This is a genomic window from Actinomadura sp. NPDC000600, assembly GCF_040492135.1.
In the GTDB taxonomy this organism is placed as follows: Bacteria; Actinomycetota; Actinomycetes; order Streptosporangiales; family Streptosporangiaceae; genus Spirillospora.
In genome coordinates, this window is sequence record NZ_JBEUPD010000017.1 from 1 (window position 1) to 22,009 (window position 22,009).

19 protein-coding genes and 1 pseudogene are annotated in these 22,009 nt (G+C 73.9%); 12 read left to right on the top strand and 8 right to left on the bottom strand.

Translation table 11 applies throughout. From position 1 onward, the window contains the following. Window positions 1-160 precede the first annotated feature (160 nt). Entirely contained in the window at window positions 161-2,044 is a 1,884-nt protein-coding gene (locus tag ABWI07_RS23840) for a helix-turn-helix domain-containing protein (RefSeq protein ID WP_353819838.1), read from the bottom strand. Window positions 2,045-2,055: 11 nt separating this feature from the next. Beyond that, window positions 2,056-2,844: a 3-hydroxybutyrate dehydrogenase gene (locus tag ABWI07_RS23845; RefSeq protein WP_149262203.1), complete on the bottom strand. Its 789-nt coding sequence runs from the start codon at window positions 2,842-2,844 to the stop codon at window positions 2,056-2,058. A gap of 183 nt (window positions 2,845-3,027) precedes the next feature. Between ABWI07_RS23845 and ABWI07_RS23850 the strand changes: the two genes are divergently transcribed. From ABWI07_RS23850 to ABWI07_RS23875, 6 genes are all read left to right on the top strand, one after another. Then, window positions 3,028-3,978, top strand: coding sequence for an alpha/beta fold hydrolase (locus ABWI07_RS23850; RefSeq protein ID WP_149262204.1), 951 nt, complete (start codon window positions 3,028-3,030; stop codon window positions 3,976-3,978). Window positions 3,979-4,068: 90 nt separating this feature from the next. Further along, window positions 4,069-6,003 carry a WD40 repeat domain-containing serine/threonine protein kinase gene (locus ABWI07_RS23855; protein WP_353819839.1) on the top strand — a complete coding sequence of 645 codons (1,935 nt, stop codon included), beginning with the start codon at window positions 4,069-4,071 and terminating at the stop codon, window positions 6,001-6,003. Continuing rightward, on the top strand, window positions 6,003-7,802 hold the full coding sequence (locus tag ABWI07_RS23860; RefSeq protein WP_353819840.1) for a WD40 repeat domain-containing serine/threonine protein kinase: 1,800 nt from the start codon (window positions 6,003-6,005) through the stop codon (window positions 7,800-7,802). Before ABWI07_RS23855 ends, ABWI07_RS23860 begins: the two co-directional genes overlap by 1 nt. 36 nt (window positions 7,803-7,838) lie before the next feature. Next, window positions 7,839-8,546: a helix-turn-helix transcriptional regulator gene (locus ABWI07_RS23865; RefSeq protein ID WP_149262207.1), complete on the top strand. Its 708-nt coding sequence runs from the start codon at window positions 7,839-7,841 to the stop codon at window positions 8,544-8,546. A 109-nt stretch (window positions 8,547-8,655) separates the two neighbouring features. Beyond that, the gene (locus tag ABWI07_RS23870) at window positions 8,656-9,213 is read left to right on the top strand and encodes an RNA polymerase sigma factor (RefSeq protein ID WP_353819841.1); all 558 of its coding nucleotides are present in this window, start codon (window positions 8,656-8,658) and stop codon (window positions 9,211-9,213) included. Next, window positions 9,210-10,355 carry a hypothetical protein gene (locus tag ABWI07_RS23875; RefSeq protein WP_149262209.1) on the top strand — a complete coding sequence of 382 codons (1,146 nt, stop codon included), beginning with the start codon at window positions 9,210-9,212 and terminating at the stop codon, window positions 10,353-10,355. The genes ABWI07_RS23870 and ABWI07_RS23875 overlap by 4 nt, the downstream gene beginning before the upstream one ends. A 52-nt stretch (window positions 10,356-10,407) precedes the next feature. On the opposite strand, the gene ABWI07_RS23880 is transcribed toward ABWI07_RS23875, so the two are convergent. Together ABWI07_RS23880 and ABWI07_RS23885 are read right to left on the bottom strand one after the other, a co-directional pair. Next, window positions 10,408-10,674 (bottom strand): hypothetical protein, encoded by a 267-nt coding sequence (locus ABWI07_RS23880; protein WP_149262210.1) that lies wholly within the window; start codon window positions 10,672-10,674, stop codon window positions 10,408-10,410. A 22-nt stretch (window positions 10,675-10,696) separates the two neighbouring features. Beyond that, complete coding sequence (locus tag ABWI07_RS23885) at window positions 10,697-11,461, bottom strand: L,D-transpeptidase (protein WP_353819842.1); 765 nt, start codon at window positions 11,459-11,461, stop codon at window positions 10,697-10,699. Between the two features lie 93 nt (window positions 11,462-11,554). Here ABWI07_RS23885 and ABWI07_RS23890 point away from each other — a divergent pair, with 93 nt between their 5' ends. Both ABWI07_RS23890 and ABWI07_RS23895 read left to right on the top strand, forming a co-directional pair. After that, window positions 11,555-12,244 (top strand): response regulator transcription factor, encoded by a 690-nt coding sequence (locus ABWI07_RS23890; protein ID WP_149262212.1) that lies wholly within the window; start codon window positions 11,555-11,557, stop codon window positions 12,242-12,244. Further along, window positions 12,234-14,369: a sensor histidine kinase gene (locus tag ABWI07_RS23895; protein ID WP_353819843.1), complete on the top strand. Its 2,136-nt coding sequence runs from the start codon at window positions 12,234-12,236 to the stop codon at window positions 14,367-14,369. The genes ABWI07_RS23890 and ABWI07_RS23895 overlap by 11 nt, the downstream gene beginning before the upstream one ends. Before the next feature lie 13 nt (window positions 14,370-14,382). On the opposite strand, the gene ABWI07_RS23900 is transcribed toward ABWI07_RS23895, so the two are convergent. From ABWI07_RS23900 to ABWI07_RS23910, 3 genes are all read right to left on the bottom strand, one after another. Further along, complete coding sequence (locus tag ABWI07_RS23900) at window positions 14,383-15,012, bottom strand: dihydrofolate reductase family protein (protein ID WP_353819844.1); 630 nt, start codon at window positions 15,010-15,012, stop codon at window positions 14,383-14,385. A 100-nt stretch (window positions 15,013-15,112) separates the two neighbouring features. Next, a complete protein-coding gene (locus ABWI07_RS23905; RefSeq protein WP_353819845.1) occupies window positions 15,113-17,410 on the bottom strand; it encodes an ABC transporter permease in 2,298 nt (765 codons plus the stop codon). After that, window positions 17,407-18,081 (bottom strand): ABC transporter ATP-binding protein, encoded by a 675-nt coding sequence (locus ABWI07_RS23910; protein WP_353819846.1) that lies wholly within the window; start codon window positions 18,079-18,081, stop codon window positions 17,407-17,409. Before ABWI07_RS23910 ends, ABWI07_RS23905 begins: the two co-directional genes overlap by 4 nt. Before the next feature lie 139 nt (window positions 18,082-18,220). Between ABWI07_RS23910 and ABWI07_RS23915 the strand changes: the two genes are divergently transcribed. The 4 genes from ABWI07_RS23915 (at window position 18,221) to ABWI07_RS23930 (ending at window position 21,643) form a co-directional block, all read left to right on the top strand. After that, on the top strand, window positions 18,221-18,997 hold the full coding sequence (locus ABWI07_RS23915; RefSeq protein ID WP_353819847.1) for a sensor histidine kinase: 777 nt from the start codon (window positions 18,221-18,223) through the stop codon (window positions 18,995-18,997). After that, entirely contained in the window at window positions 18,994-19,641 is a 648-nt protein-coding gene (locus tag ABWI07_RS23920; RefSeq protein WP_353819849.1) for a response regulator transcription factor, read from the top strand. Before ABWI07_RS23915 ends, ABWI07_RS23920 begins: the two co-directional genes overlap by 4 nt. 316 nt (window positions 19,642-19,957) lie before the next feature. After that, window positions 19,958-20,314 carry a hypothetical protein gene (locus ABWI07_RS23925; RefSeq protein WP_353819850.1) on the top strand — a complete coding sequence of 119 codons (357 nt, stop codon included), beginning with the start codon at window positions 19,958-19,960 and terminating at the stop codon, window positions 20,312-20,314. Window positions 20,315-20,776: 462 nt separating this feature from the next. Then, window positions 20,777-21,643, top strand: coding sequence for a pentapeptide repeat-containing protein (locus ABWI07_RS23930; protein ID WP_353819851.1), 867 nt, complete (start codon window positions 20,777-20,779; stop codon window positions 21,641-21,643). 215 nt (window positions 21,644-21,858) lie between these two features. Here the strand turns inward: ABWI07_RS23930 and ABWI07_RS23935 are convergent. Next, a pseudogene (locus ABWI07_RS23935) lies at window positions 21,859-22,008 on the bottom strand (IS30 family transposase); the annotation flags it as partial. Window position 22,009: the final 1 nt, after the last annotated feature.

The following is a 22,009-nucleotide window of genomic DNA, read 5'->3' on the forward strand; positions in this document are numbered from 1 at the left end:
GGCCCGGGCCCCGCCCCCCCCCCCCACCCCGCCCCCCCCGGGCCCACCCCCCGGCCCCCCCCCCCCCCCCGGCCGGGGCCCCGCGCCCCCCGGGGGGGCGCCCCCCCGCTTCGGCATGCGGGCCTTCCAGCAGGTGAGGCGGTTCAGCGGGTGAGGCGGTTCAGCGGGAGAGGCGGTGCAGGCGCAGGGCGAGCTGGAGTTCGAGGGCCCGCTCGGGGGTCTGCCAGTCGTCGCCGAGGAGGCGGGCGATGCGGTCGAGGCGCTGGCTCACGGTGTTGACGTGGATGTGCATGCGCTCGGCCGTCCGCGACAGGCTGCCGCCCGTCCCGAAGTAGGCCTCCAGGGTCTGGACGAGGGCCGTGCCGCGCCGCTCGTCGTAGTCGAGTACGGGCCCGAGCGCGCTCCCGAGGAAGCCGGTCACGTCGCGGTCGTCCCCGATGAGCAGGCCGACGAAGCCCAGCTCGGACGCGCCGGCGCCGTCGCCGCGGCGCCCGAGGGACAGCAGCGCGTCGGCGCAGCGCTGCGCCTCCCGGTGGGCGGAGGCGACCCCGCCCGGGTCGCGGACCGGGCCGGCCGCGCCGACCGTCGCGGGCCCGCCGAGAGAGGCGCCGAGCTCCTTGGCCACGCGGCGCGCGGCGTCGCCCGGCCGGTCGCCCGGCAGCAGCAGGACGATCTCCTCCGCGCGCGAGGCGGCCAGGCCGTGCTCGACGGCCGCGAAGGACGAGGCCCAGAAGGCGGCGCGGGGACGGTGCTCGCGGGAGTCGTACTTGGCGCACAGCAGCACGTGCGGGGCGCTCAGGTCGACGCCGACGCGCCGCGCCCGGGCCGTCAGCGCCTCGGCGCCGGTCCGGCGGCCGGACAGCAGGTCGTCCAGCAGCTCGCCGCGCACCCGCCCCTCGGCCTCGGTGGCGCTCCGCTGGAACAGCAGCAGCAGGGCGGTGACGAGGGCCGCGCGCTCCAGGATCCGCTGGTCGGCGTCGTCCACCTCTTCGGCGGTGCGCAGGACCAGCGTGCCGAGCATCTCGTCGCCGGTGGAGACCGAGGCGATCCACAGGTCGCCGCGCCGGACCGTCCGGCCCTGCGCGCGTGCGGAGTGCGCCGAGGCGGAGACCCCGTCCAGCTCGTCGTCGGTAAGGGGCTCCGAAGCGGCGCCGGTCGTCGCGAGCCGGCGGCCGTCGGCGTCCAGGACGTGGAGGGTGCCGCCCAGCAGCTCGGTCACGACGGCGCCGACGTCTTCCACGCCGCCGCCCCGGACCACGACGGCGGTCATCCGGTCGTGCGCGCGCGCCGCCCGCTCCACGGCCGCGCTGCGCGCCTTGACCTCCTCGTTGGCGGTGCTCAGCTCGGCCAGGGCGGTGCGGGTCTCCTCCAGGAGGCGCGCGTTGTCGATGGCGATGGCGGCGTGCGCGGCGAGCGAGCCGAGCAGCGCCACCTCCTCCTGGTCGAACGGGCGCTCGCTGCGGTTCGCGGCCGTCAGCACCCCGATGACCCGGCTGCCCAGCCGCATCGGCACGCCGAGGATCGCGACCAGGCCCTCCTCCGCGACCGCGTCGTCGATGAACCCGCGGTGCTCGAACTGCGCGTCCCCGAGGTAGTGGGCGCTGTTGTAGGGCATCGCGGTCTGCGCGACCAGGCCGACGAGCCCGGTGCCCATCGGCAGCCTCAGCTGCCGGAACGCCGCCGACACCGCCCCGTCGGTCACCCGCATGTAGGTGTCGCCGCGCTCGTCGTCGTTCAGCGTCAGGTAGGCGATGTCGGCGCTCAGCAGCCGCCGCGCCCGGCGGGTGATCGCCTCGAGCACCGAGTCGAGGTCGCGCAGCCCGGCGAGGTCGCCCGCGGTCTCGAACAGCGCGGCCAGCTCGGTCTCCCGCCGGGCGTGCCGCCGCATGATCATCCGGACCCGCAGCGCGGCCAGCTTGGCCGCCTCCAGCTCCTCCAGGACGGCGGGGGGCGCGCCCTCCGCCCGCGCCTGGACGAGGGGACCCTCGAACTCGACGGGGGAGGCCTCCCGGGCCAGCAGTTCGAGGAAGACGCCGCAGGTCATACGGCCCATTCTCAGTGCGCCGTCCAGCCGCCGTCGAGTGCCAGGGACGTGCCGGTCACCATCGAGGCGGGCGGCGAGCACAGATAGGCGACGAGTTCGGCCACCTCGTCGGGCTCGATCAGCCGCTTCACGGCGGCGTGGTCGAGCATGATCCGCTCGACGACCTCGTCCTCCGGCAGGCCGTGCGTGCGCGCCTGGTCGGCGATCTGGTTCTCCACCAGCGGGGTCCGGACGTAGGCGGGGTTGACGCAGTTGGACGTCACGCCGTGCGGGGCGCCCTCCAGCGCGATCACCTTGGACAGCCCCTCAAGGCCGTGCTTCGCCGTCACGTAGGCCGACTTGTACGGCGAGGCCCGCAGGCCGTGCACGGACGAGATGTTGACGATGCGGCCCCAGCCGCGCTCGTACATGCCGGGCAGCGCGTCCCGCACCAGCCGGAACGGCGCCTCCACCATCAGCCGCAGGATCCGCGCGAAGGTCTCCGGCGGGAAGTCCTGGACGGGCGCCACATGCTGGATCCCGGCGTTGTTGACCAGGATGTCCACACCGGCGGCCAGCCCGTCGAGCGCGTCCACGTCGGCCAGGTCGGCCAGGAGCGGGACGCCGTCGAACTCGGCCGCCGTCCGCTCCGCCGCGGCCCCGTCTATGTCGGCCACCACCACCTCGGCCCCCGCCGCCGCGAGCCGCCGGGCGCAGGCGCGCCCGATCCCGCTCGCGCCGCCGGTGACCAGGGCGCGCCTGCCCGCCAGATCCAGCGTCCCCGAAGTCCCCGCGGCAGGCCGCGGTGTCACGCTCGTCATGCGCAGAACCTATGGAGCGCGGCCCCGCGCTCCCATGTGGCCCGCGCACACAATCCACCGCCGGACGGTATGGGGCCGCCGGATTCAGCCGTTTCCCCGCCGTTTCCTCACCCGAGTCCGGGGCCCCGGTCCGGGGGGCTACCGTTGGGCCCGCACGGGCCGCCCATGCCGTGAGGGGTATGAATGCACGAGATCACGCACCGCTACGTCCGGTCGGAGAGCGGCCTGCGCATGCACGTCGCCGAGGCGGGCGAAGGGCCGCTCGTGCTCCTCCTGCACGGCTTCCCCGAGTGCTGGTACTCGTGGCGGCACCAGCTCACCGCGCTCGCCGAGGCCGGGTTCCACGCCGTCGCGCCCGACCAGCGCGGCTACGGCCGGACGGGCGGCCCCGCGGAAGCCGACCAGTACTCGATCCTGCACCTGGCCGGGGACGCGGTCGGGCTCGTCGACCGGCTCGGCGCGGACCGCGCCGTCGTCGTCGGCCACGACTGGGGCGCCCCCGTCGCCTGGGCTGTCGCGCAGATGCGCTCCGACAAGGTGCGCGGCGTGGTCGGCCTCTCGGTGCCGCACCGGCCGCGCAGCAGCAGGCCGCCCGTGGAGTCCATGCGCCGGATGTTCGGCGACGGCTTCTACATGGTCCACTTCCAGCAGCCGGACGTCCCGGAGGCCGAGCTCGACCGCGACCGGGCCGCCACGTTCCGGCGGATGCTGTACGGGGTGTCCGGCGACGGCCCGTGCCCGCCGCTGATCGCTCCGGAGGGCGGCGGCTTCCTCGACGGCCTCCCCGACCCGGAGAAGCTGCCCGCCTGGCTGACCGAGGACGACATCGCCGCCTACGTCGAGGAGTACGCGGAGAGCGGCTTCACCGGCCCCGTCAACTGGTACCGCAACCTCGACCGCAACTGGGAGCTCACCTCCGCCTGGCACCGCGCCCCCATCGGCCCGCCCGCCCTCTACATCGCGGGCGACCGCGACCTCGTCGCCGTCGGCGCCCGCGACGCCGTCGACTCGATGCGCGACTTCGTGCCGAACCTGCGCGAGACCGTCTGGCTGTCCGGATGCGGCCACTGGACGCAGCAGGAGCGCCCCGCCGAGGTCAACGAGGCCCTGATCGCCTTCCTCCGCACCCTCTAGGAGCGCGAGGACCGCCGTACCGGGAGGGACGATCACAGGGACGGCGATATCGTTCCCAAGATCACAACCGGATGAGTACGGGAGCGCTCTGTGGACGCGCTGCGCGACGGCGACCCGCGCCGGATCGGCCCGTACCGGCTGGAGGGGCGGCTCGGCTCCGGCGGGATGGGCGAGGTGTTCCTCGGCGTGTCGGCGGGCGGCCGGCGGGTCGCGGTGAAGATCGTCCGCGCCGAGCATCTGGACCGGCCGGAGTTCCGCGCGCGGTTCGCGCGTGAGATCGAGGCGGCCCGGAAGGTGGGCGGCTTCTACACCGCGCAGGTGGTGGACGCCGATCCGGGGGCGCCTGAGCCGTGGATGGCGACCGCCTACATTCCCGGCCCTTCCCTGCGGGACGTCGGCCCGCTGCCCGCCGCCGAGGTGGCCGGGCTCGGTGCCGCGCTGGCCGAGGGCCTGGCGGCGATCCACGCGAGCGGGCTGGTGCACCGGGACCTCAAGCCCGGCAATGTCATCATGTCGCCGGACGGCCCGCGCATCATCGACTTCGGCATCGCCCGAGCCGCCGACGCGAGATCGCTCACCGCCGACGGCGCCGTCCTCGGCACCTACGCCTACATGTCGCCCGAGCAGGTGCGGGGCGAGCCGTCCGGGCCGCCCACCGACGTGTTCGCGCTGGGCTGCGTTCTCGCCTTCGCCGCGACGGGGCGCAGCCCGTTCGACGCCGCGACGATCCCGGCCATCGTGCACCGCGTCCTCAACGAGCCGCCCGGGCTGGACGGGCTGGCGGAGTGGCTGCGCCCGCTCGTGACGGCCTGCCTGGCCAAGGACCCGGCCGGCCGTCCGGGCACCGATCGGATCCTCGCCCACCTCGCCGACCCGGACGCCGTCCCGCCGGCCGCCGCACGCCCGGCGGCCCGGGACGCCGACCGCACGGTGGAGCGCCGCACGATGCTGTTCACGCGGGTGGCGGATCAGGTCCGGCCCGCCATCGGGACGCCGCGCCGGACGGTGCTGGCCGGCGCGGCGGCGGCCGCCGTCGGGGTGTCGGCATTCCTGCTCGCCCGGGGCGGCGGGCGGTCTCGGGCAGCGCCGTCCGCACCGCCCGGCGACGCCATGCGGCCGCCCACCACGACGCTCACCCGGGACGGGCAGCCGATCGAGGCATTGGCGTTCGGCCCGGACGGCCGCATTCTGGTCTGCGGCGGGACGCGGGGGGAGACCCTGTACCTGTGGGAGTTTGCCGCAGGCCACGTCATCCACGAGCTGCGTGCCCCCACCGGAGTGGACGCCCTGGCGTTCAGCCCGGACGGAAAAGTACTGGCCGTTGGCCATACGAACGCCACCGTCCGCCTCTGGGACGTCGGATCGGCGGACACGCGGCCGCCCCGCCCACTGCGGACGCTCCGCGCCGAGGGCACCCGCGCCAACGCTCTCGCGTTCAGTCCGGACGGCGGGATCCTCACCGGGCCGGACCGGCTGTGGGACGCCGCGACCGGACGCGTCCTCGGCGACCTCCCAGGTGCCGACGGTGTGAACGCCGTGGTGTTCAGCCGGGACGGCCGCCGGGTCATGGCCGGGATGAACGGCTTCCAAGGCCGCGCCGAACCGGGTTCCGTGCGGGTGTGGGACGTCCGCACCCGCAGCCCGATCGCCCACGTCGCCGACCGGGGGAAGAAGACCAGTTCGCTGGCCCTGACCCCGGACGGCCGGACCCTGGTCACCGCAGGGGGCGGGGGCACGATCCGGCTGTGGGACGCCGCTCGCGTCCGCGTCACGGGCGTCCTCGACTCCGGCCTCACCGGGGACGTCGCCCAGGTCGCCGTCAGCGCGGACGGCGGGGTGCTGGCCGCCGCCGGCACCGACCTCACGGCCCGGCTGTGGGACCTGGCGACGCGGCGGGTGACCGCCACCCTGGCCGGGACCGGCGGGCGGATCACGGGACTCGCGCTCTCCCCGGACGGCCGGACGGTGGCCGGCGGCAGCGATCGCCGCGGAGAGGCAGCCGTGAACCTGTGGAGGCTGCGCTGATGGACCCCCTGCGCGACGGCGACCCCCGCCGGATCGGCCCGTACCGGCTGGAGGGCAGGCTCGGTGCGGGCGGCATGGGGGAGGTGTTCCTCGGCGCCACCCCCGGTGGCCGCCGGGTCGCGGTCAAGGTGATCCGCGCCGAGTACGCGCAGGATGCCCGTTTCCGGGTTCGGTTCGCGCGTGAGGTCGAGGCGGCCCGGAAGGTGGGCGGTTTCTACACCGCGCAGGTGGTGGACGCCGATCCGGAGGCGGCCGAACCGTGGATGGCGACCGCCTACGTCCCCGGCCCGTCCCTGCGCGAGGCGGCGCCGCTGGACGTCCCCGCCGTCCGCGCGCTCGGTGCCGCGCTGGCCGAGGGGCTGGCGGCGATCCACGCGAGCGGGCTGGTGCACCGGGACCTCAAGCCCGGCAATGTCATCATGTCGCCGGACGGCCCGCGCATCATCGACTTCGGCATCGCCCGAGCGGCCGGCGCCACCGCGCTGACGTCCACCGGCGCGGTCGTCGGCACGTACGCGTTCATGTCGCCCGAGCAGGTCCGCGCGGACACGGCGGGCCCGGCGTCGGACGTGTTCTCCCTGGGCTGCGTCCTGGCCTTCGCCGCGACCGGGCGCGGGCCGTTCGACGCCGAGAACGTGCCGGGGATCGTCCACCGGATCGTCAGCGCCCCGCCGGACCTGACCGGCGTGCCCGCCGAGCTGCGTCCCGCGATCGTGGCGTGCCTGGCCAAGGAACCGGACCGGCGGCCGGCGCCCGCCGAGGCGGCCCGGCTGCTGGCGGCGCCGCCCGGCCGGACGGGGCGCCGCACCGTCCTGGCGGGGGGAGCGGCGGCGGGCGTCGCGGCCGTCCTCGGCGTGCCCGCGCTGCTGTGGCGGCGGTCGGAAGAGGACGCCGCGCCGCTGAAGGACCCTCGGCCGGTCGTGCTCGCCGGCGGACCGGTCGCGACGTTCCGGCTCGCCTTCACTCCGGACTCGAAGACGCTGGTCTGCGCGGCGGCGGAGCAGATCTGGCGGTGGACGGTCGCGACCGGCCGCGGAACCGTGCACGAGCTGGGCGACGATGGCGCCGACCAGCTCACGGCGCTCAGCGGGGACGGGCGGCTGCTGGCGACGCTGCGCGGGAAGGGCCCGATCCGGCTCTGGGACGCGGCCACCGGCGCCCGCCTCCGGACGGTGATGCCCGCGGGCAGGGCGTTCACCAAGGCGTTGAGCGAGGACGGCCGGGCCCTGGCCACCGTCGGAGCGAACGGCGTCGAACTCTGGGACACCGCGACCGGTCGCCGCACCGGCGTGTTCGCACCGCGCAACGATGCCACCCGGCTGACGTTCGACGCGACCGGCGACCGGATCGCCGTCAGCGGCGGCGGCGACGTCCAGGTCCACGACCTGCGGGCGGACCGGGACGTCGCGAACGCCGTCGCCGGCACCATCAACGTGCTGTTCGCCTTCGCCCCGGACGGGCGGACCGCCGCGACCGACATCTGGGACAGGACGCATCCGGACCGGGCCACATGGGCGATCCGGATCCTGGACCTGCGAGCCGGGAAGCGGATCCGGGACCTGGAAGGACACGAGGGGACCGTCCAGGCACTGGCGTTCAGCCCCGATGGCCGGGCCCTGGCCAGCGCGGCCCAGGACGGAACGATCAGGCTGTGGGACACGCGCACCGGCGACGGGTTCGCAACACTCGAATGGGAGAGGTCGGACGGGACGGCCCTGGCGTTCAGCCCGGACGGCCGGCTCCTGGCCGCCGGAGCCGGCAGCTCCGACGGGAGCGTTCGCCTCTGGCGCTTCTCGTAGCCGGGAATTGTCGGACCCGGGGCGTACGGTCGGCGCGTGAACCGCACCGACCGCTTGTACGCCCTGGTGGAGGAGCTGCGCGCGTGCGCCCCGCGGCGGGTCAGCGCGCGGGAGCTGGCCGCGCGGTACGAGGTGAGCGTCCGCACGATCGAGCGCGACATCGGCGCGCTCCAGCAGGCCGGGGTGCCGATCTTCGCGGACGTCGGCCGGGGCGGCGGCTACACCCTCGACAAGAGCCGGACGCTGCCGCCGCTGAACTTCACCCCCGCCGAGGCCGTCGCCGTCGCGATCACCCTGTCCCGGGCCGGCGGGTCCCCGTACTCCCGGGCCGCCCGCACCGCCCTGCACAAGATCGTCGCCGCTATGTCGGCGGCCGACAGCGCCTCGGCCCGCGAACTGGCCCAGCGCGTCCGCTTCCTGACCCCCGCCGACGGCGACGACCCGGCGTCCGTGCCGAGCGTCCTTGAGGAGGCCATCCGCACGCGCCAGGTGGTCCGCCTCACCTACGTCGACCGGGCGGGCACCGAGACCGAGCGCGACGTCGAGCCGGTCGCCTTCACCGCGTCCGGCGAAGGCTGGTACCTGACGGCCTGGTGCCGCATGCGAGGCGAGCGCCGCGTGTTCCGCACCGACCGCGTCCGCCGCGCCGCCCTCCTGGAGGAGACCGCCCCCGAGCGCCCCGTCGAGGCGATGCACGACGACATCCCGTCCGACTACACCTTCCGCCCCCTGGAACTCATCTGAGCGTCCGTCGCCGTGGTGCGGCCGCCGAAGGATTCCCGGCCCGTCATGTAATCCGCTGCGGCCTTCTCCGACTTCTCGGCGTACCGGTTCCGAGAAGAGAGGAGGTGGCGTGGACGAGCAAGAGGCCCGATTCACCCGCCTCTACGAGACGTACTACCGCAACGTCTTCGGCTACGTCGTGCTGCGGGCCTCCCCCCAGGCCGCCGAGGACCTGACGGGCGAGGTGTTCACCGTCGCGTGGCGGAAGATCGATGAGATCCCCGACCAGGCGCTGCCGTGGCTGCTCGGCGTGGCCAGGAACCTGGTCCGCCAGTCGCACGGCGCGGCGGGCCGGGCGCGCGGACTGGTCGACCGGCTCGCCGGCCTCAGCACCGACGCCGACCTGCACGCCTGGGACGTCGCCGAGCACCTCATCGCCCGCGACCAGGCGCTGGCCGCGCTGCGCGCCCTTCCCGCCAAGGAGGCCGAAGCGGTCACCCTGACCGCCTGGCACGGGCTGGCCCCCGCGGAGGCGGCCCGGGCCGCGGGCTGCTCCCGCACCGCCTTCATCGTCCGGCTGCACCGGGGACGCCGCCGGCTGGCCAGGGCGATCGAGGCGTCCCAGGAAAGCACGACGCGAGCGCACGGACGCGCCCCGCGCCCGCGAGTCATCCAGGAGAAGCAATGAAGCAGGACGATCTCGACAACCTGATCGTCGCCCTGAAGCCCGCGGCGGCCGACGAACTCGCCGACGACGCCTTCGCGCGGCGTCCCGACGTGGCGCAGGTCCGTGCGCGCGCCGCCGCCTCGGCCGAGAACCCGCGCGCGGTGCCGGCGCGGCGGCCGGTCCGGCGGCTGGCCTTCGCCGCCGGCGTGACCGCGGTGGCGGCGGCCGCGACGGCGGTGGCCGTCGGCATGCCGTCGGACGGCCCCGGCGACGGCCCCCGCTCCGGCCATGACGAGGCGATCGACACCCGCGCATTCCTGCTGGCCAGCGCGAAGACGGCCGCCAAGCAGCCCGCCGCCCACGGGACCTGCTGGTACAAGCGGACCCGCATGTGGCAGGACATCATGCCCTTCAAGCCCGGCCCAGACGTACCGACGCCCAAGGGCAAGCCCCGGGGCAGGTCCCAGAACTTCCAGGCGCGGACCGCGAGCAGCTTCGAGGACTGGGCGTGCACCCAGGCCGGCACCGGCATGCGGTTCCGTTCACACGGACCGCTGGACATCGAGCTCACCTTCCCCACGAAGAAGGACGAGGCCGCCTGGAAGGCGGCGGGCTCGCCGGCGCTGGACGTCAACGGCGGCACGACCGCCTCGAAGCCGAGCACGGTCACCTACCGCAAGCGCTCGCACCTGGTGAACCCCGTCATCGGGTCCCATGAGATCGAGTGGAAGACGCTCGCGAAGCTGCCGGCGACCGACACCGCCCTGGAGAGCTACCTGCGCCGGCTGTGGCAGCAGGACCGCCGGGGCGGCGCGCACGGCTACACCGCCCCGGCCGACTTCGGCGAGTACGTTTTCGTCAGCGCCTGGGACCTGTTCATGGCCCCCACCACCCCCGGCACCCGGGCGGCCCTCTACCGGATCCTGGCGCGCACCCCGTCCGTCCGCGTCACCGGACAGATCAAGGACCGGATGGGCAGGCTCGGCATGGCCATCACCGTCCAGGGCACCGGCGCGCGGCTCGTCGTGGACCGCACGAGCGCCCAACTCCTCGACTACGAGGAGCAGGGCGCCGCCCTTCCCGGCAAGGCGGCCGGAGGCGAGTACCTGGCCTTCGAGCGCCAGGGCTGGGTGAACGAGATCGGAGGCGTCCCCGCCCCCTGACCGGACGGCGGCGGGCCCGCACGACAAGAGACGTGCGGGCCCGCGGTCGCGGTCAGCCCGTGTAGTTCGGCATCTTGGGGATGGCCTTGCCGGGGGGCTGGGCGACCGGCGGCCGGCTGGGCGCCGGGGCGCCGGGGCGCGTGGGCGGGAGCGTGGCGCCGGGGCGCGTGGGCGGGGCCGAAACGCTGGGGCGCGGGGTCGGGGCGCTGGGGGAGGCGGACGGGCGGGGAGTGGCGGTGGCGGCCTCGGCGGCGGCCATCCCGGTGCCCGCCAGGCCGACGCCCAGCGCGACGGCCGCGACGAGTGACTTCAGGCGCATCGATGTTCCTTCCGGTGTTGTTTCATTTCTTGACGACGACAGGCGTGCCGATCGCCAGGTTCTTGGCCATCCAGGTGATGTCGTCGTTGCCGACCCGCACGCAGCCGTGGCTGACCCTGCTGCCCAGCGCCGACGCCTTGTTCGTGCCGTGGACGGCGAGCTGCCCGGGGCCGCCCGCGAACGTCTTCAGCGTCGGCGAGAAGCCGCTCAGCCCGAAGGCGTACGCGCCGTAGGCGCCGCCCGGGTTCGGCGGTTTGACCAGCTCGGTGAAGTAGTAGCGTCCGGCCGGGGTCGGGGTGCCGCCCTCGCCGGTGGCGACCTTGCCGGTGCGCAGCACCCTGTCGCCGTCGAAGACGGTGAACGTGAACGCCCTCGGGTCGATCTCCACGCGGTGGGACGTCGACGACAGCGTGACGTCGGACGCCTTGACCCAGCCGGTGCTGCCGTTGGGCCGGACCGGCAGCAGCACTTTTAGCCAGCCGCCGTCCTTGGCCTCGACGAGGAAGACACGGGTGGCGCCCATCGCGTTGGGGCTGGCCAGCGTCTTCCAGGCCGCGCCGTCGCCCTTCTGCTTGTGCACGGCGATCTGGCGGCCGCGCACGGTCGCTATCTCGGCACGCTGCCGCCCTGACCGCTGCGGCTCGGCGGCGACCGGCCGGCCCGTGCCGGACGGGCGGGCCCCCGATCCGCCGCCGTCCGACGAGCCGCAGCCGGCAAGTCCGGCGATCAGCCCGGCAATGAGGCCGGCGGCCAGCAGGGTGCCGGTGTGGATCTTGACTTGGCGCATGCCGCGAGATGCTGGCCGAGGACTGTGAAGAACCTGTGAGGCCGATGTGATGATCCCGTGGTGCCGGCCGGGGTTTGGCTACGCTCACGAGCCATGTGCGCGAATGTCCTGGTCGCGGAGGACGACACGAAGCAGGCGGAGCTGCTGCGCCGCTATCTCCAGCGAGAGGGGCATTCGGTGGTCGTCGTCCACGACGGGCGGGCCGCGCTCGACGAGGCCCGCGCGCGCCGCCCCGACCTCGTGCTGCTCGACGTGATGATGCCGGAGGTCGACGGCCTCGACGTGTGCCGCGGGCTGCGCGCCGAGTCCGACGTCCCGGTGCTCATGCTGACCGCCCGCTCGACCGAGGACGACCTGCTGCGCGGCCTCGACCTCGGCGCCGACGACTACGTCACCAAGCCGTACAGCCCGCGCGAGCTGATGGCCCGGGTGCGCACGCTGCTGCGGCGGACCGGGCGGGGGAGCGGTGAGCCGGTGTACCGGGTCGGCGGCATCACCGTGGATCCCGAACGGCACACGGTCCTCGCGGACGGGCGCGAGGTCGAGTGCACGCCCGCCGAGTTCCGCATCCTGGAGGCGCTGGCCGCGCGGCCCGGCCGGGTCCTCACCCGGGCGCAGCTCCTGGAGCATCTGCACGGCTTCGACCGCTTCATCACCGAGCGCACGGTCGATGTGCACGTGAAGAACCTGCGCAAGAAGATCGAGCCGGAGCCCCGGCGGCCGGTCCGGCTGTGCACCGTGTACGGCGTCGGGTACAAGCTGGTCGGCGACCGTGCGCCATAGCCTGCTCGTCCGGCTGGTCGCCAGCTCGGTGCTGATCGCGGTGTGCTCGATCGTGGCGACCGCGTGGCTGGCGGCGCGCAGCACGTCCGGCGAGATCCGGCAGCGGCGGGGTCAGACGCTCGCCCGCGACGCCCGGATCAACGACGCGCTCCTCGGGTACGCGGCGAGCCACCCGCGCTGGGACGGCGTCGGGGAGACCGTGCGCGGGCTGGCCCGGCAGAGCGGCCAGCGGGTCGCGCTGGCGACGGAGGGCGGCGCCCGGATCGCGGACTCGGCGACCGGCCGTCCGCCGCTGCCGGCGCGGCCCTCGGCGGTCGTCGACCCGCTCGCCGTGGACGTCTCACTGGGGCCGGGCGCGGCCACAGACCGGATCGACGCGCGTGCGGCCGGGCCGTTCCGGCTGCCGGACGCCGAGCGGGTGCGGCTGCGCCGGGAGGTCGACGCGCAGGCGGCGTGCCTGCGCCGCGAGGGCCAGCGCGCCGCGGTCGTCGTCGGGCCGGGCGGCCGCCCGTACCTCCGCCGCGAGGGCGGCCCGGCACCGGGCCAGACCCGTCCGGGCGCACCCGTCGGCGCGCCTTCCGGATACGTCCCTTCCCCGCCGCGAGCGGGGCTCGATCGACCGTCCGGCGGCGGGGCGGTCGTCGTCGCCGTGGAGCCGCCGGCCGGGACCCGTCCGGGTGCACCCTCCGGATACGTCCTTTCCGCGCCGCGAGCGGAGTCTGCACGGTCGTCCGGTGGCGGAGCGGTCCGGCTGGTCGACGCGGTCGTGACGTCGCCGGGCGCGCTCTCGCCGACACCGAAGCCCTCCTCTCCGCCGACCCGGCCGGTGGAGGAGTCGCAGCGGCCGGGGGCCACGCCCGGTGCCACGCCCGGCGTGCCGACCACCGTGCCCGGCCTGCCGAGCAGCGCGCCCGGCGGGCGGCCGGCGGACCGGTCCACCCCGGTGCCGGAGCCCTCGGCGCCGCCCGTGTCGTGCTCGCCGGACGCACCCGGTCCGACCGCCACCGAGAGGCGCGCGCTCGACCAGCTCGCCGCCCTGGTCCGGCGGTGCCGCGGAGGCCAGGTCGACGTGTGGCTGGACGAGACCGGCACGCCGGCCGCTCCGGCGTCGGCCGCCGAGTGCCTGGCCACCGCGCGCCGCACCCAGCTGAAGCCGTACGTCGCGCCGGCCGCGCTGCTCTACATCGGCTCGTCGGACGACCGTGCCCCGGCCATCGACCCGTACGGCATCGCGGGGGTCACCGCGGTGATCCTCGTCCTGGCGGTCGGGGTCAGCGTCCTCGTCGCCACCCGGCTGGCGCGGCCGGTGCGGGCGGTCACCGCGGCGGCCCGGCGGATGCGGGCCGGCGACGGCTCGGCGCGGGTCGCGGTGCGCGCCAAGGGCGAGGTCGGCGAGCTGGGCACCGCGTTCAACGAGATGTCCGAGCACCTGGACCGCCTGGAGCGGCAGCGCAAGGCGATGGTCAGCGACGTGTCGCACGAGCTGCGCACGCCGCTGAGCAACATCCGGGGCTGGCTGGAAGCCGCCCAGGACGGCGTGGCCGACCTGGGCCCGGCGCTGACCGCCTCGCTGGTCGAGGAGGCCACGCTGCTGCAGCACATCGTCGACGACCTCCAGCAGCTCGCGCTCGCCGACGTGGGCAAGCTGCGGCTGCACCCCGAGCCGGTCGACGTGGCCGACCTGGTCGAGCAGATCGCGACCGTCTACCGGGCCGCGGCCGAGGCCGCCGAGCTGGTGCTGACCGCCGAGGTGACCGGCCGGCCGCACCTGGAGGCCGACCCGGTGCGGCTGCGGCAGGCGGTCGGCAACCTGCTCGCCAACGCGGTCCGCTACACCCCGGCGGGCGGGCGGGTGAGCCTGCGCGCGCACGCCGACGGCGACGACGTCCTGATCGAGGTCGCCGACACCGGGCCGGGCATCGCGCCCGAGCACCTGCCGCACGTCTTCGACCGGTTCTGGAGGGCCGAGAAGTCGCGCAGCCGCCAGACCGGCGGCAGCGGACTGGGCCTGGCCATCGTGCGGCAGCTGGCCGAGGCGCACGGCGGATCCGCGGCGGTGCGCAGCGAACCGGGCCGAGGCGCGACGTTCGTCCTGCGACTGCCGGGCTCACCGGACCGCGCCTAGGCGCCGGGCGGCTTCAGCCGTTCTGGTCGGATGCGGTCATGTCGCCCGTCTCGGGTGTGCCTTCGGCGAGGCCGTAGCGCAGGTACACGGTGCCGTTCGGGCTGGCCGCCGGCGGTTCGAGGAGCGTGACGTTCGTGGGCACCTCGCCGCCGTCGAACACCTTCTTCCCGACGCCGAGCACGATCGGGTGGATCCAGAGGTCGAGGCGGTCGAAGAGCTTCTCGTGCAGGAGTGTCTGCACGAGGTTCAGGCTCCCGACGACCTTCACGTGCTCGTGCCGGTCGCGGATCTCGCGGACCGCCCCGGCCAGGTCCGGGCCGAGCTGGGTGGACCCCTCCCACGACAGGTCGGGCCTGCCGCGGGAGGCCACGTACTTCGGAATGCTGTTGAACAGCTTGGCGATCTCGTCGCCCTCGCCGTCCTGGTGCGGCCAGTAGGCGGCGAAGATGTCGTACGTCCGCCGGCCGAGCAGGAGGGCGTCCGTGCCCTCGTACGCGGCGAGGATCTGGCCCCCGGTGACGTCGTTCATCAGCGGCGCCTGCCAGCCGCCGAACGGGAACCCCAGCGGGTCCTCCTCGGGGCCGCCGGGCGCCTGCCCGACGAGGTCGAGGGTCGCGAACATCTCGATATGGATGAGGCCCATGGCTGCTCCCGATGGGTTGCTTTTCTCGGTCATGAGGTAGACCCGCGGGCGCCGCCCGACTCATCGCCGCCCCGGTATCCGGCTTCGTACCCCGCCGGGGTCACTCCGAGTGCAGGACCGCCGCCGTCTTGATCCGGGACGCCCGGCCCGCCGGGATCAGGGCGCCGAGCAGGGCGATCACGACGCCCGCGAGGACGGACAGCAGCATCAGCGGCCAGGGGAAGATCTCCATGAGTCCGTAGGGCAGGACGAGGCGGCCGGTGTCGGCCATGGCCGGCATCACCACATGGTGGGCGGCGAGGCCCAGCGGCAGTCCGATGAGTCCGCCGACCAGGCCGAGCACGGCCATCGAGGCGAGCACGACCGTCAGGACCTGCCTCGGGGTCGCGCCCAACGATTTCAGGACGCCGAAGTCGCGCGCCCGGTCCTGGGTGTTGAGGATCACCGTGTTGAACACCCCGAGCCCGGCGACCGTGGTCAGCCCCAGGGTCAGCAGGGTGAGGAGCCCGAAGAAGATCACCTGGCCGGCCTCGATGCCCTCGGAGGCGGGCTCGGCGAAAATCCCGTCCGTCCTGAGCGCGGCGGCGTAGTCCTCCGGGGAGGTGCCGGGGGTGAGGGTGACCTCCAGACGGGAGGTCACCAAGCGGGTGCGCGGGCCGGACGGCTCCGGGGAGTCCGCCGGCTTCTCTCGGTCGAGGAGCGAGGTGAGGGACGCCCAGTCCGTGAGGACGGTGTCGCCGCCGTCCACGAGCGCCGTCCCGACGATCCGCAGGGCGGCCTTCCTGCCGTCCACGGTCACGACCACGGTGTCACCGATCTTCTTGCCGCCGTTCTTCAGGAACGGGTCGCCCACGACGGCCTCGCCCGGCCCGCCGAGCCAGCGGCCGTGCACCATCCGGTAGCCGTGCCGGTCGGTGATGTCCCCTTGGTAGGCCTTCACCTCCACCGGCCGGTCGAACCCCGGCACGTGGGCCTGCTCGAACCGCGTGACGGCGACCTTGGCGGTGCCGGGCCGGCCGGCCAGCGAGACCGGCTTGCCGTCGTCGAGGGGGACGATGACCTGGACGGTGTCGGTGAGTTCCGAGTCGGCGAGGTAGGCGGTGAGGGACCGGTTGAGGCCGGCGGCGAACGTCACCGCCGCCACTCCGAACGCGACGGCGGTGACGGTCATCGCGGTGCGGCCCGGCCGGGCGAACGGCAGGCCCAGGCCCAGGCTGACGGGGCGCGGCAGCCGCGTCCGGGCCAGCGCCCGCTGCACCCGCAGGGCCCGGCCCCGGCTCGTCGCGGCGCCCGCGCTGACCGCGACCGCCGTCGGGATCCGGCCCGCCCGGACGGCCGGCACCAGTGCGGTGACGACGGCGACGGCGAGCACGCCGGTGAAGGCCAGGACGTCCACCCAGGCCGAGATGCCGCTGGCGGTCGGCAGGTCGAACGAATCACCGAGCGTGGTGGAGAGCATCCCGGCCAGGACGTTGCCGATCACGATCCCGGCCAGGCTGCCCAGCACTCCCGGCACCGCGGTCATCACCACATAGACGCAGGTGACCTGGGCGGGGGTGAATCCGAGGGACTTGAGGACGCCGATGTGCCGGAAGCCCGACACGACCGCGCCGCTGATCACGTTGCCGATGATGAGCACCGAGACGATCAGCCCGGCGATCCCGAACGCGATGAGGAACGGGATGATGGTCGTCCCGGCCTCGGTGGCCTGGCGGCGGGAGACGAGGTAGCTCTGGCTCGCTGTCGCGGGCAGGCCGGCGGTGACCGTGCCGGCCGGGGCGGACGGGTCGGCGAGCCGGTAGAGCATCTGCAGGCCGTCCGGGGCGGTCAGCTGCCCGGGCGCCACCCACGCCTGCGCGGACCGGGTGATCGACCTGCCGATTCCGACGATGGTGAAGCTCCGCCCGTTGCTGAAGGTCACCTTCCGCCCGATCGGGTCGAACGGGAACCGCGCGTAGTCGGTGCCCAGTACGATCTCGCTGGGAGCGGTGGCCCAGCGGCCCTTCCGGAGGGCCAGCCGGTCGACCGGGTCGTCGTCGCGGACGCTCCGCTCGACGACCGTGAGGGGGCCGGGCGGAAGCAGCTCGGGCCCGTCCTCGCGCGTCTCGGGGACGTTCACGACCTGCGAGCGGAACGGGCCGCCCGCCGCCGTCACGCCCGGCCGGGACGCCGACGCCGCGACCTGAGCAGCCGTCGCCTTCGCGGGGTCGTAGGAGACCGTCAGATGGGCGCCGTGCTGCCGCGCGAACGCCTTGTCGTAGGGGCCGTCCACGGTGGCGAGCAGGCCCAGCGCGAGCACGACCGTCCCGGTCGACACCAGCAGCACCAGCGTGATGATGGTCGTCTGCAGCCTGCGCCGCCGCACCGCGAACCGCGCGGCCTGCCACACGGCCCTCACCGGGTCACCTCGGCGGCCACGCGGCCGTCCTCGAACGCCACGACCCGGTCGGCGACCCGGGTGGCGAGCCGCTCGTCGTGGGTGACGATGAGGAGGGTCTGGCCGATCTGGTTGAGGTCCATCAGCAGGTCCATGACCTGCTCCCCGGCCCGCGAGTCGAGCGCGCCGGTCGGCTCGTCGGCCAGCAGCAGGGCGGGCCGGTTCATCAGCGCGCGGGCGACGCCGACCCGCTGCCGCTCCCCGCCCGACAGCACCACCGGGTAGGCGTTGCGGCGGTCGGCGATGCCCAGCTCGTCGAGCAGCTCCAGCGCGCGGCTCTGCGCCTGCTTGCGCGAGGTGCCGAGCAGCTGGGCCGCCAGCATCACGTTCTCCAGCACCGGCAGGTCGTCGAGCAGGTTGAAGAACTGGAAGACCATGCCGATGCGACGGCGCCGGTACCGGGCCAGCTCGGCCTCGCCCATCGCCGTGATGTCCTCGCCGCGCACCACCACGGTGCCCGAGGTGGGCCGGTCCAGGCCGGCGATCATGTTGAGGAGGGTCGACTTGCCCGACCCCGACGGGCCCATCACCGCGACGGCCTGACCGGCCTGGATGTCGAGGGTCACCCCCGCGAGCGCGGCGGTCTCGCCGTACTCCTTGCGTACGTCCATCAGCTGGACCATCGGTTCCATGGCGGTGACGGTACGAGCCCCGCCCCCGCACGCGCGTCGGGTCCTGGAAGTAAGTCCGGGGCCGGGTCAACCGAGGGATGTACGGCTGTGAACCGCCAGAATGATGCGCTCCGTCCGGGTCTGGCGGCAGGATGGGCGGATGCTGCCCGCGTGGCTCGTGCCCCTCCTCGCCGCGATCCCGTCCACATGGGCCCTGTGGGAGCGGCGCAGGCGCCGCGCCGAGCTCGGGGCGCGAACCTGGCTGCTGGAACGTGAACGCGAGGGCGCCGCGCGCCGGGCCGTCGAGGAGGAGCGGGCCCGGGTGGCCCGGGACCTGCACGACATCGTCAGCCACAGCGTCAGCGTGATGGTCGTGCAGGCGGGCGCGGCCCGGCACGGCGTCGACGGCGAGGCCGAGGACGCGCTGCTGGCCGTCGAGCGGACCGGCCGGGAGGCGATGACCGAACTGCGGAACCTGCTCGGCGTGCTGGCGCCCGCCCCCGACGGCGACGGTGAGGCGTTCGCCCCGCAGCCGTCGCTGGCGCACCTGGGGACCCTCGTCGACCGGATCGCGTTCGCGGGCCTGCCGGTCGATGTGACCGTGACCGGCGAACCGTGCCCGCTGCCCACCGGGATCGACGCGACCGGGTACCGCATCGTCCAGGAGGCGCTCACCAACGCCTTGAAACACGGCACCGCCGGGGCGACGGCGGAGGTGACGGTGACCTACGGGAGACGGAACCTGCGGCTTGAGGTGCTCAACACCGGGCCGAGCGTGCTCACCGGAACCGGCCCCGCCCCACCCGAGAACAAGGGCGGCCGGGGCCTCGCCGGCCTGCGCGAACGGGTCGCCGTCTACGGCGGCGACCTCGACGCGCGCCGGCGCCTGGGCGGCGGCTACCGCGTGCGCGCCCGCATTCCACTGGAGCGGCCGTGACCAAGGTGCTGATCGCCGACGACCAGACACTGGTGCGCGGCGGCTTCCGCATGATCCTCACCAGGTCCGGGATCGAGGTCGTCGGCGAGGCCGCCGACGGACTGGAGGCGGTGACCGCCGCACGTCGCCTCCGGCCGGACGTGGTCCTCATGGACATCCGAATGCCCGGAATGGACGGCCTGGAGGCCACCCGCCGGGTACTCGCCGACGATCCCACGTGCCGGGTCCTGATCCTGACGACGTTCGACCTCGACCAATACGTGTACTCCGCACTAGCCGCCGGCGCGAGCGGCTTCCTGCTGAAGGACGTCACCCCCGAACACCTGGTGGCGTCGGTGAAGCTCATCGAGACCGGCGACGCGCTGCTAGCCCCCTCCATAACCCGCCGCCTCGTGGAGCGATTTGCCCGCCCCGCCCCGACGCCCCAGGGCCTGGACGTCCTGACCCCACGCGAGAAAGAGGTGCTCCGCCTGGTAGGCGGCGGCCTCTCCAACACCGAACTGGCCGCCCACCTCCACCTGAGCGAGGCAACGGTCAAAACCCACGTAACCCGAATCTTCGCCAAACTAGGCCTACGCGACCGAGCCCAAGCCGTAGTGGTCGCCTACGAGTCAGGCCTGGTAGTCCCCGGCACCCCCGACTGACCGAACAAGCGCAGAAGGCCTCGATCAGAGTCGGGAAGCCAGACGGCTGAGAGACGGCGAAGCTCCGCCGAGCGAGGGTGAGAGCGAGCTCGCACCGAAATAGATCGCCGTCTTCAACACCGGCCGGGTCTCGTTCCGAGATGCCCGGTTCGCGCGCGGCACGGTCGACTTCGCCACGCCGGTTCGAGGGCGCCACTGCCGCGAGATCTTCCAACTATCTACTCACGTAGAGTCATTAACCAAGTTCGGACGGTCACTAGAGGGGTGTCCCCCGCCCCCAACCCCGAAGAACCATCTCTCCTCAAGGAGGACCCCCATGAACCCCGATCTCCGCACCCCCACAAAGATCCGCCGCGGGACACGGCGGGCATCGGCCGCCCTGGCCGCCTCCGCCATCCTCACCGCGCTGCTGAGCGCCCTCGCCGCCGCACCCGCCAGGGCGGACACCACTCTGAACTGCGAGAAAGGCGACATCGGCGTCAACTACTACGAGCCGTTCTTCGCCGAAGGCTGCACCCACCAAACGTCCGGGGACAGGAGCCCCTACGTCTTCACCGTGAAGACCCTTCGAGTCGGGGGCGTCCCGCACTACAACGTCAAGCTCACCTGCCAGATCGCCTACCTCATCAACCTGAACAGAAAGGCCTGGCAGGGAAGCATCTGCGACCACTGACACCCTCGCCCTGGTCACCCGGCCAGGAAGTCCAGGCCAGGGTGACCAGGGCCCCGACCAAGCAGCGGCAGCGCGAACCCGCGCGGTGAGCGCGCAGGTCTCAAAAACCAACGTTTCTCAACACTGGGACGAGGTGAGTCGGGGGTCGACCAGCATCGGAACGAAAAGTCGCGTTAGCGGGCGTGGCTGGGCCGGGATAGCGCGGATGGTCGTTCCGATGCGTCAGGCTGGCAGGCCCGGGAACTGCTCGGCGGTGGTATCGGTCTGATCTGGTGACGACTGTCGGGCGGTTTGGGGCCGCAGACGCCACAGGGGGAGCCGATGACGCAACCAGAGCCCACGCCGGCACCACCACCCGGCCCGGACGCGGAAACACCGTCCGAACAGACGGCCGCCGGCCCGGTCCCGCCGCCCGTCGCGTACCGCAGACGGTGGCGGCGATCGCGCCGACAGCGTCCGCGGGTGCCTGAGCCGACCGCGGCCGATCTGGCCGCCCTGCCGGTCAAGGACCGCCTTGACCTGCTCAATCAGCAGCGGCAGGCCCGGCACCTGACATGGAACAGCGTCGGCATCCTGTTCGGCGCGGTGTTCACCGCCGCCAGCCTGATCGCCACCGCTCTGACCCTGCAAGCCACGCAGGAAGGGCAGATCACCGACCGCTACGCCAAGACCGTTGAACAGCTCGGCTCCGACAAACGGGAGGTGCGCACCGCCGCCGTCTACGCGCTGGAACGCATCGCCCGCGACTCGGCCCGCGACCGGCCCGCCATCACCGACGTTCTGGCCGCCTACGCCCGCGAACGGGACCCCAAGCCTGCGGCCGAGGACGACAAGCTCCCGTCCGAACCGGACACCGACGTCGCCGCCGCCCTCACCGTCCTGGGACGCTTGCCCCGCCCTCACGCCGGCCTTGGGATCGTCCCTAACGCCCTCGACCTTCACGCCATCCGTGCCCCCGGCAGCCGGCTGGGCGCCGCGAACCTGAACGGCGCGAACCTGAACGGCGCGAACCTGAAGGCTGCGGAGCTGGACCGCGCGAACTTGAACGGCGCGGACCTGCGCGACGCGGACCTGCACGAGGCGGGGCTGGTCGAAGCGCACCTGGTCGGCACGTACCTGATCCGCGCGGATCTGCGCGACGCGAACCTGGTCGGCGCGAACCTGGACGGCGCGCACCTGAACGACGCGGATCTGCGCGAGGCGAATCTGAGCGGCGCGGACCTGTTCGGCGCGGATCTGCACGGCGCGGACCTGCGCGGCGCGGTGGGATTCACGCCGACTGAGCTGAAAAGGATGGCGGACATCGACGAGACCACGCGCTTCTCCTGAGCGGCTGGTCGGCGGCGGTGCGGGTGGTCTGTTGGTCGGTGTAGCCGAGCATGCGGGCGATGGCCAGTGCTGGGGCGTGGAGGACGTGGCGGCGGAGGACGGATGTCCGTCCGTTAGCGCGGATTTTCGCTCCGATGCTCGTCAACCCTTACGACCGTCGTACGTCGCCCCGCGCGGTGGACCGGCGCTCACAGCGTCCACTAACGATGGCGGTCTCAGTGGATCAATGCATCGACCTGGCCGCAAAGGTCAGCGTAAACCTCGTTGGGTGTTCGGTAGCCGTGGATTTTGCGAGGCCGGTGGTTGAGGTCGGCGGCGATGGCGTCCAGGTCTGCTTGGGTGAATGTGCGCAGGTCGCGGTTCTTG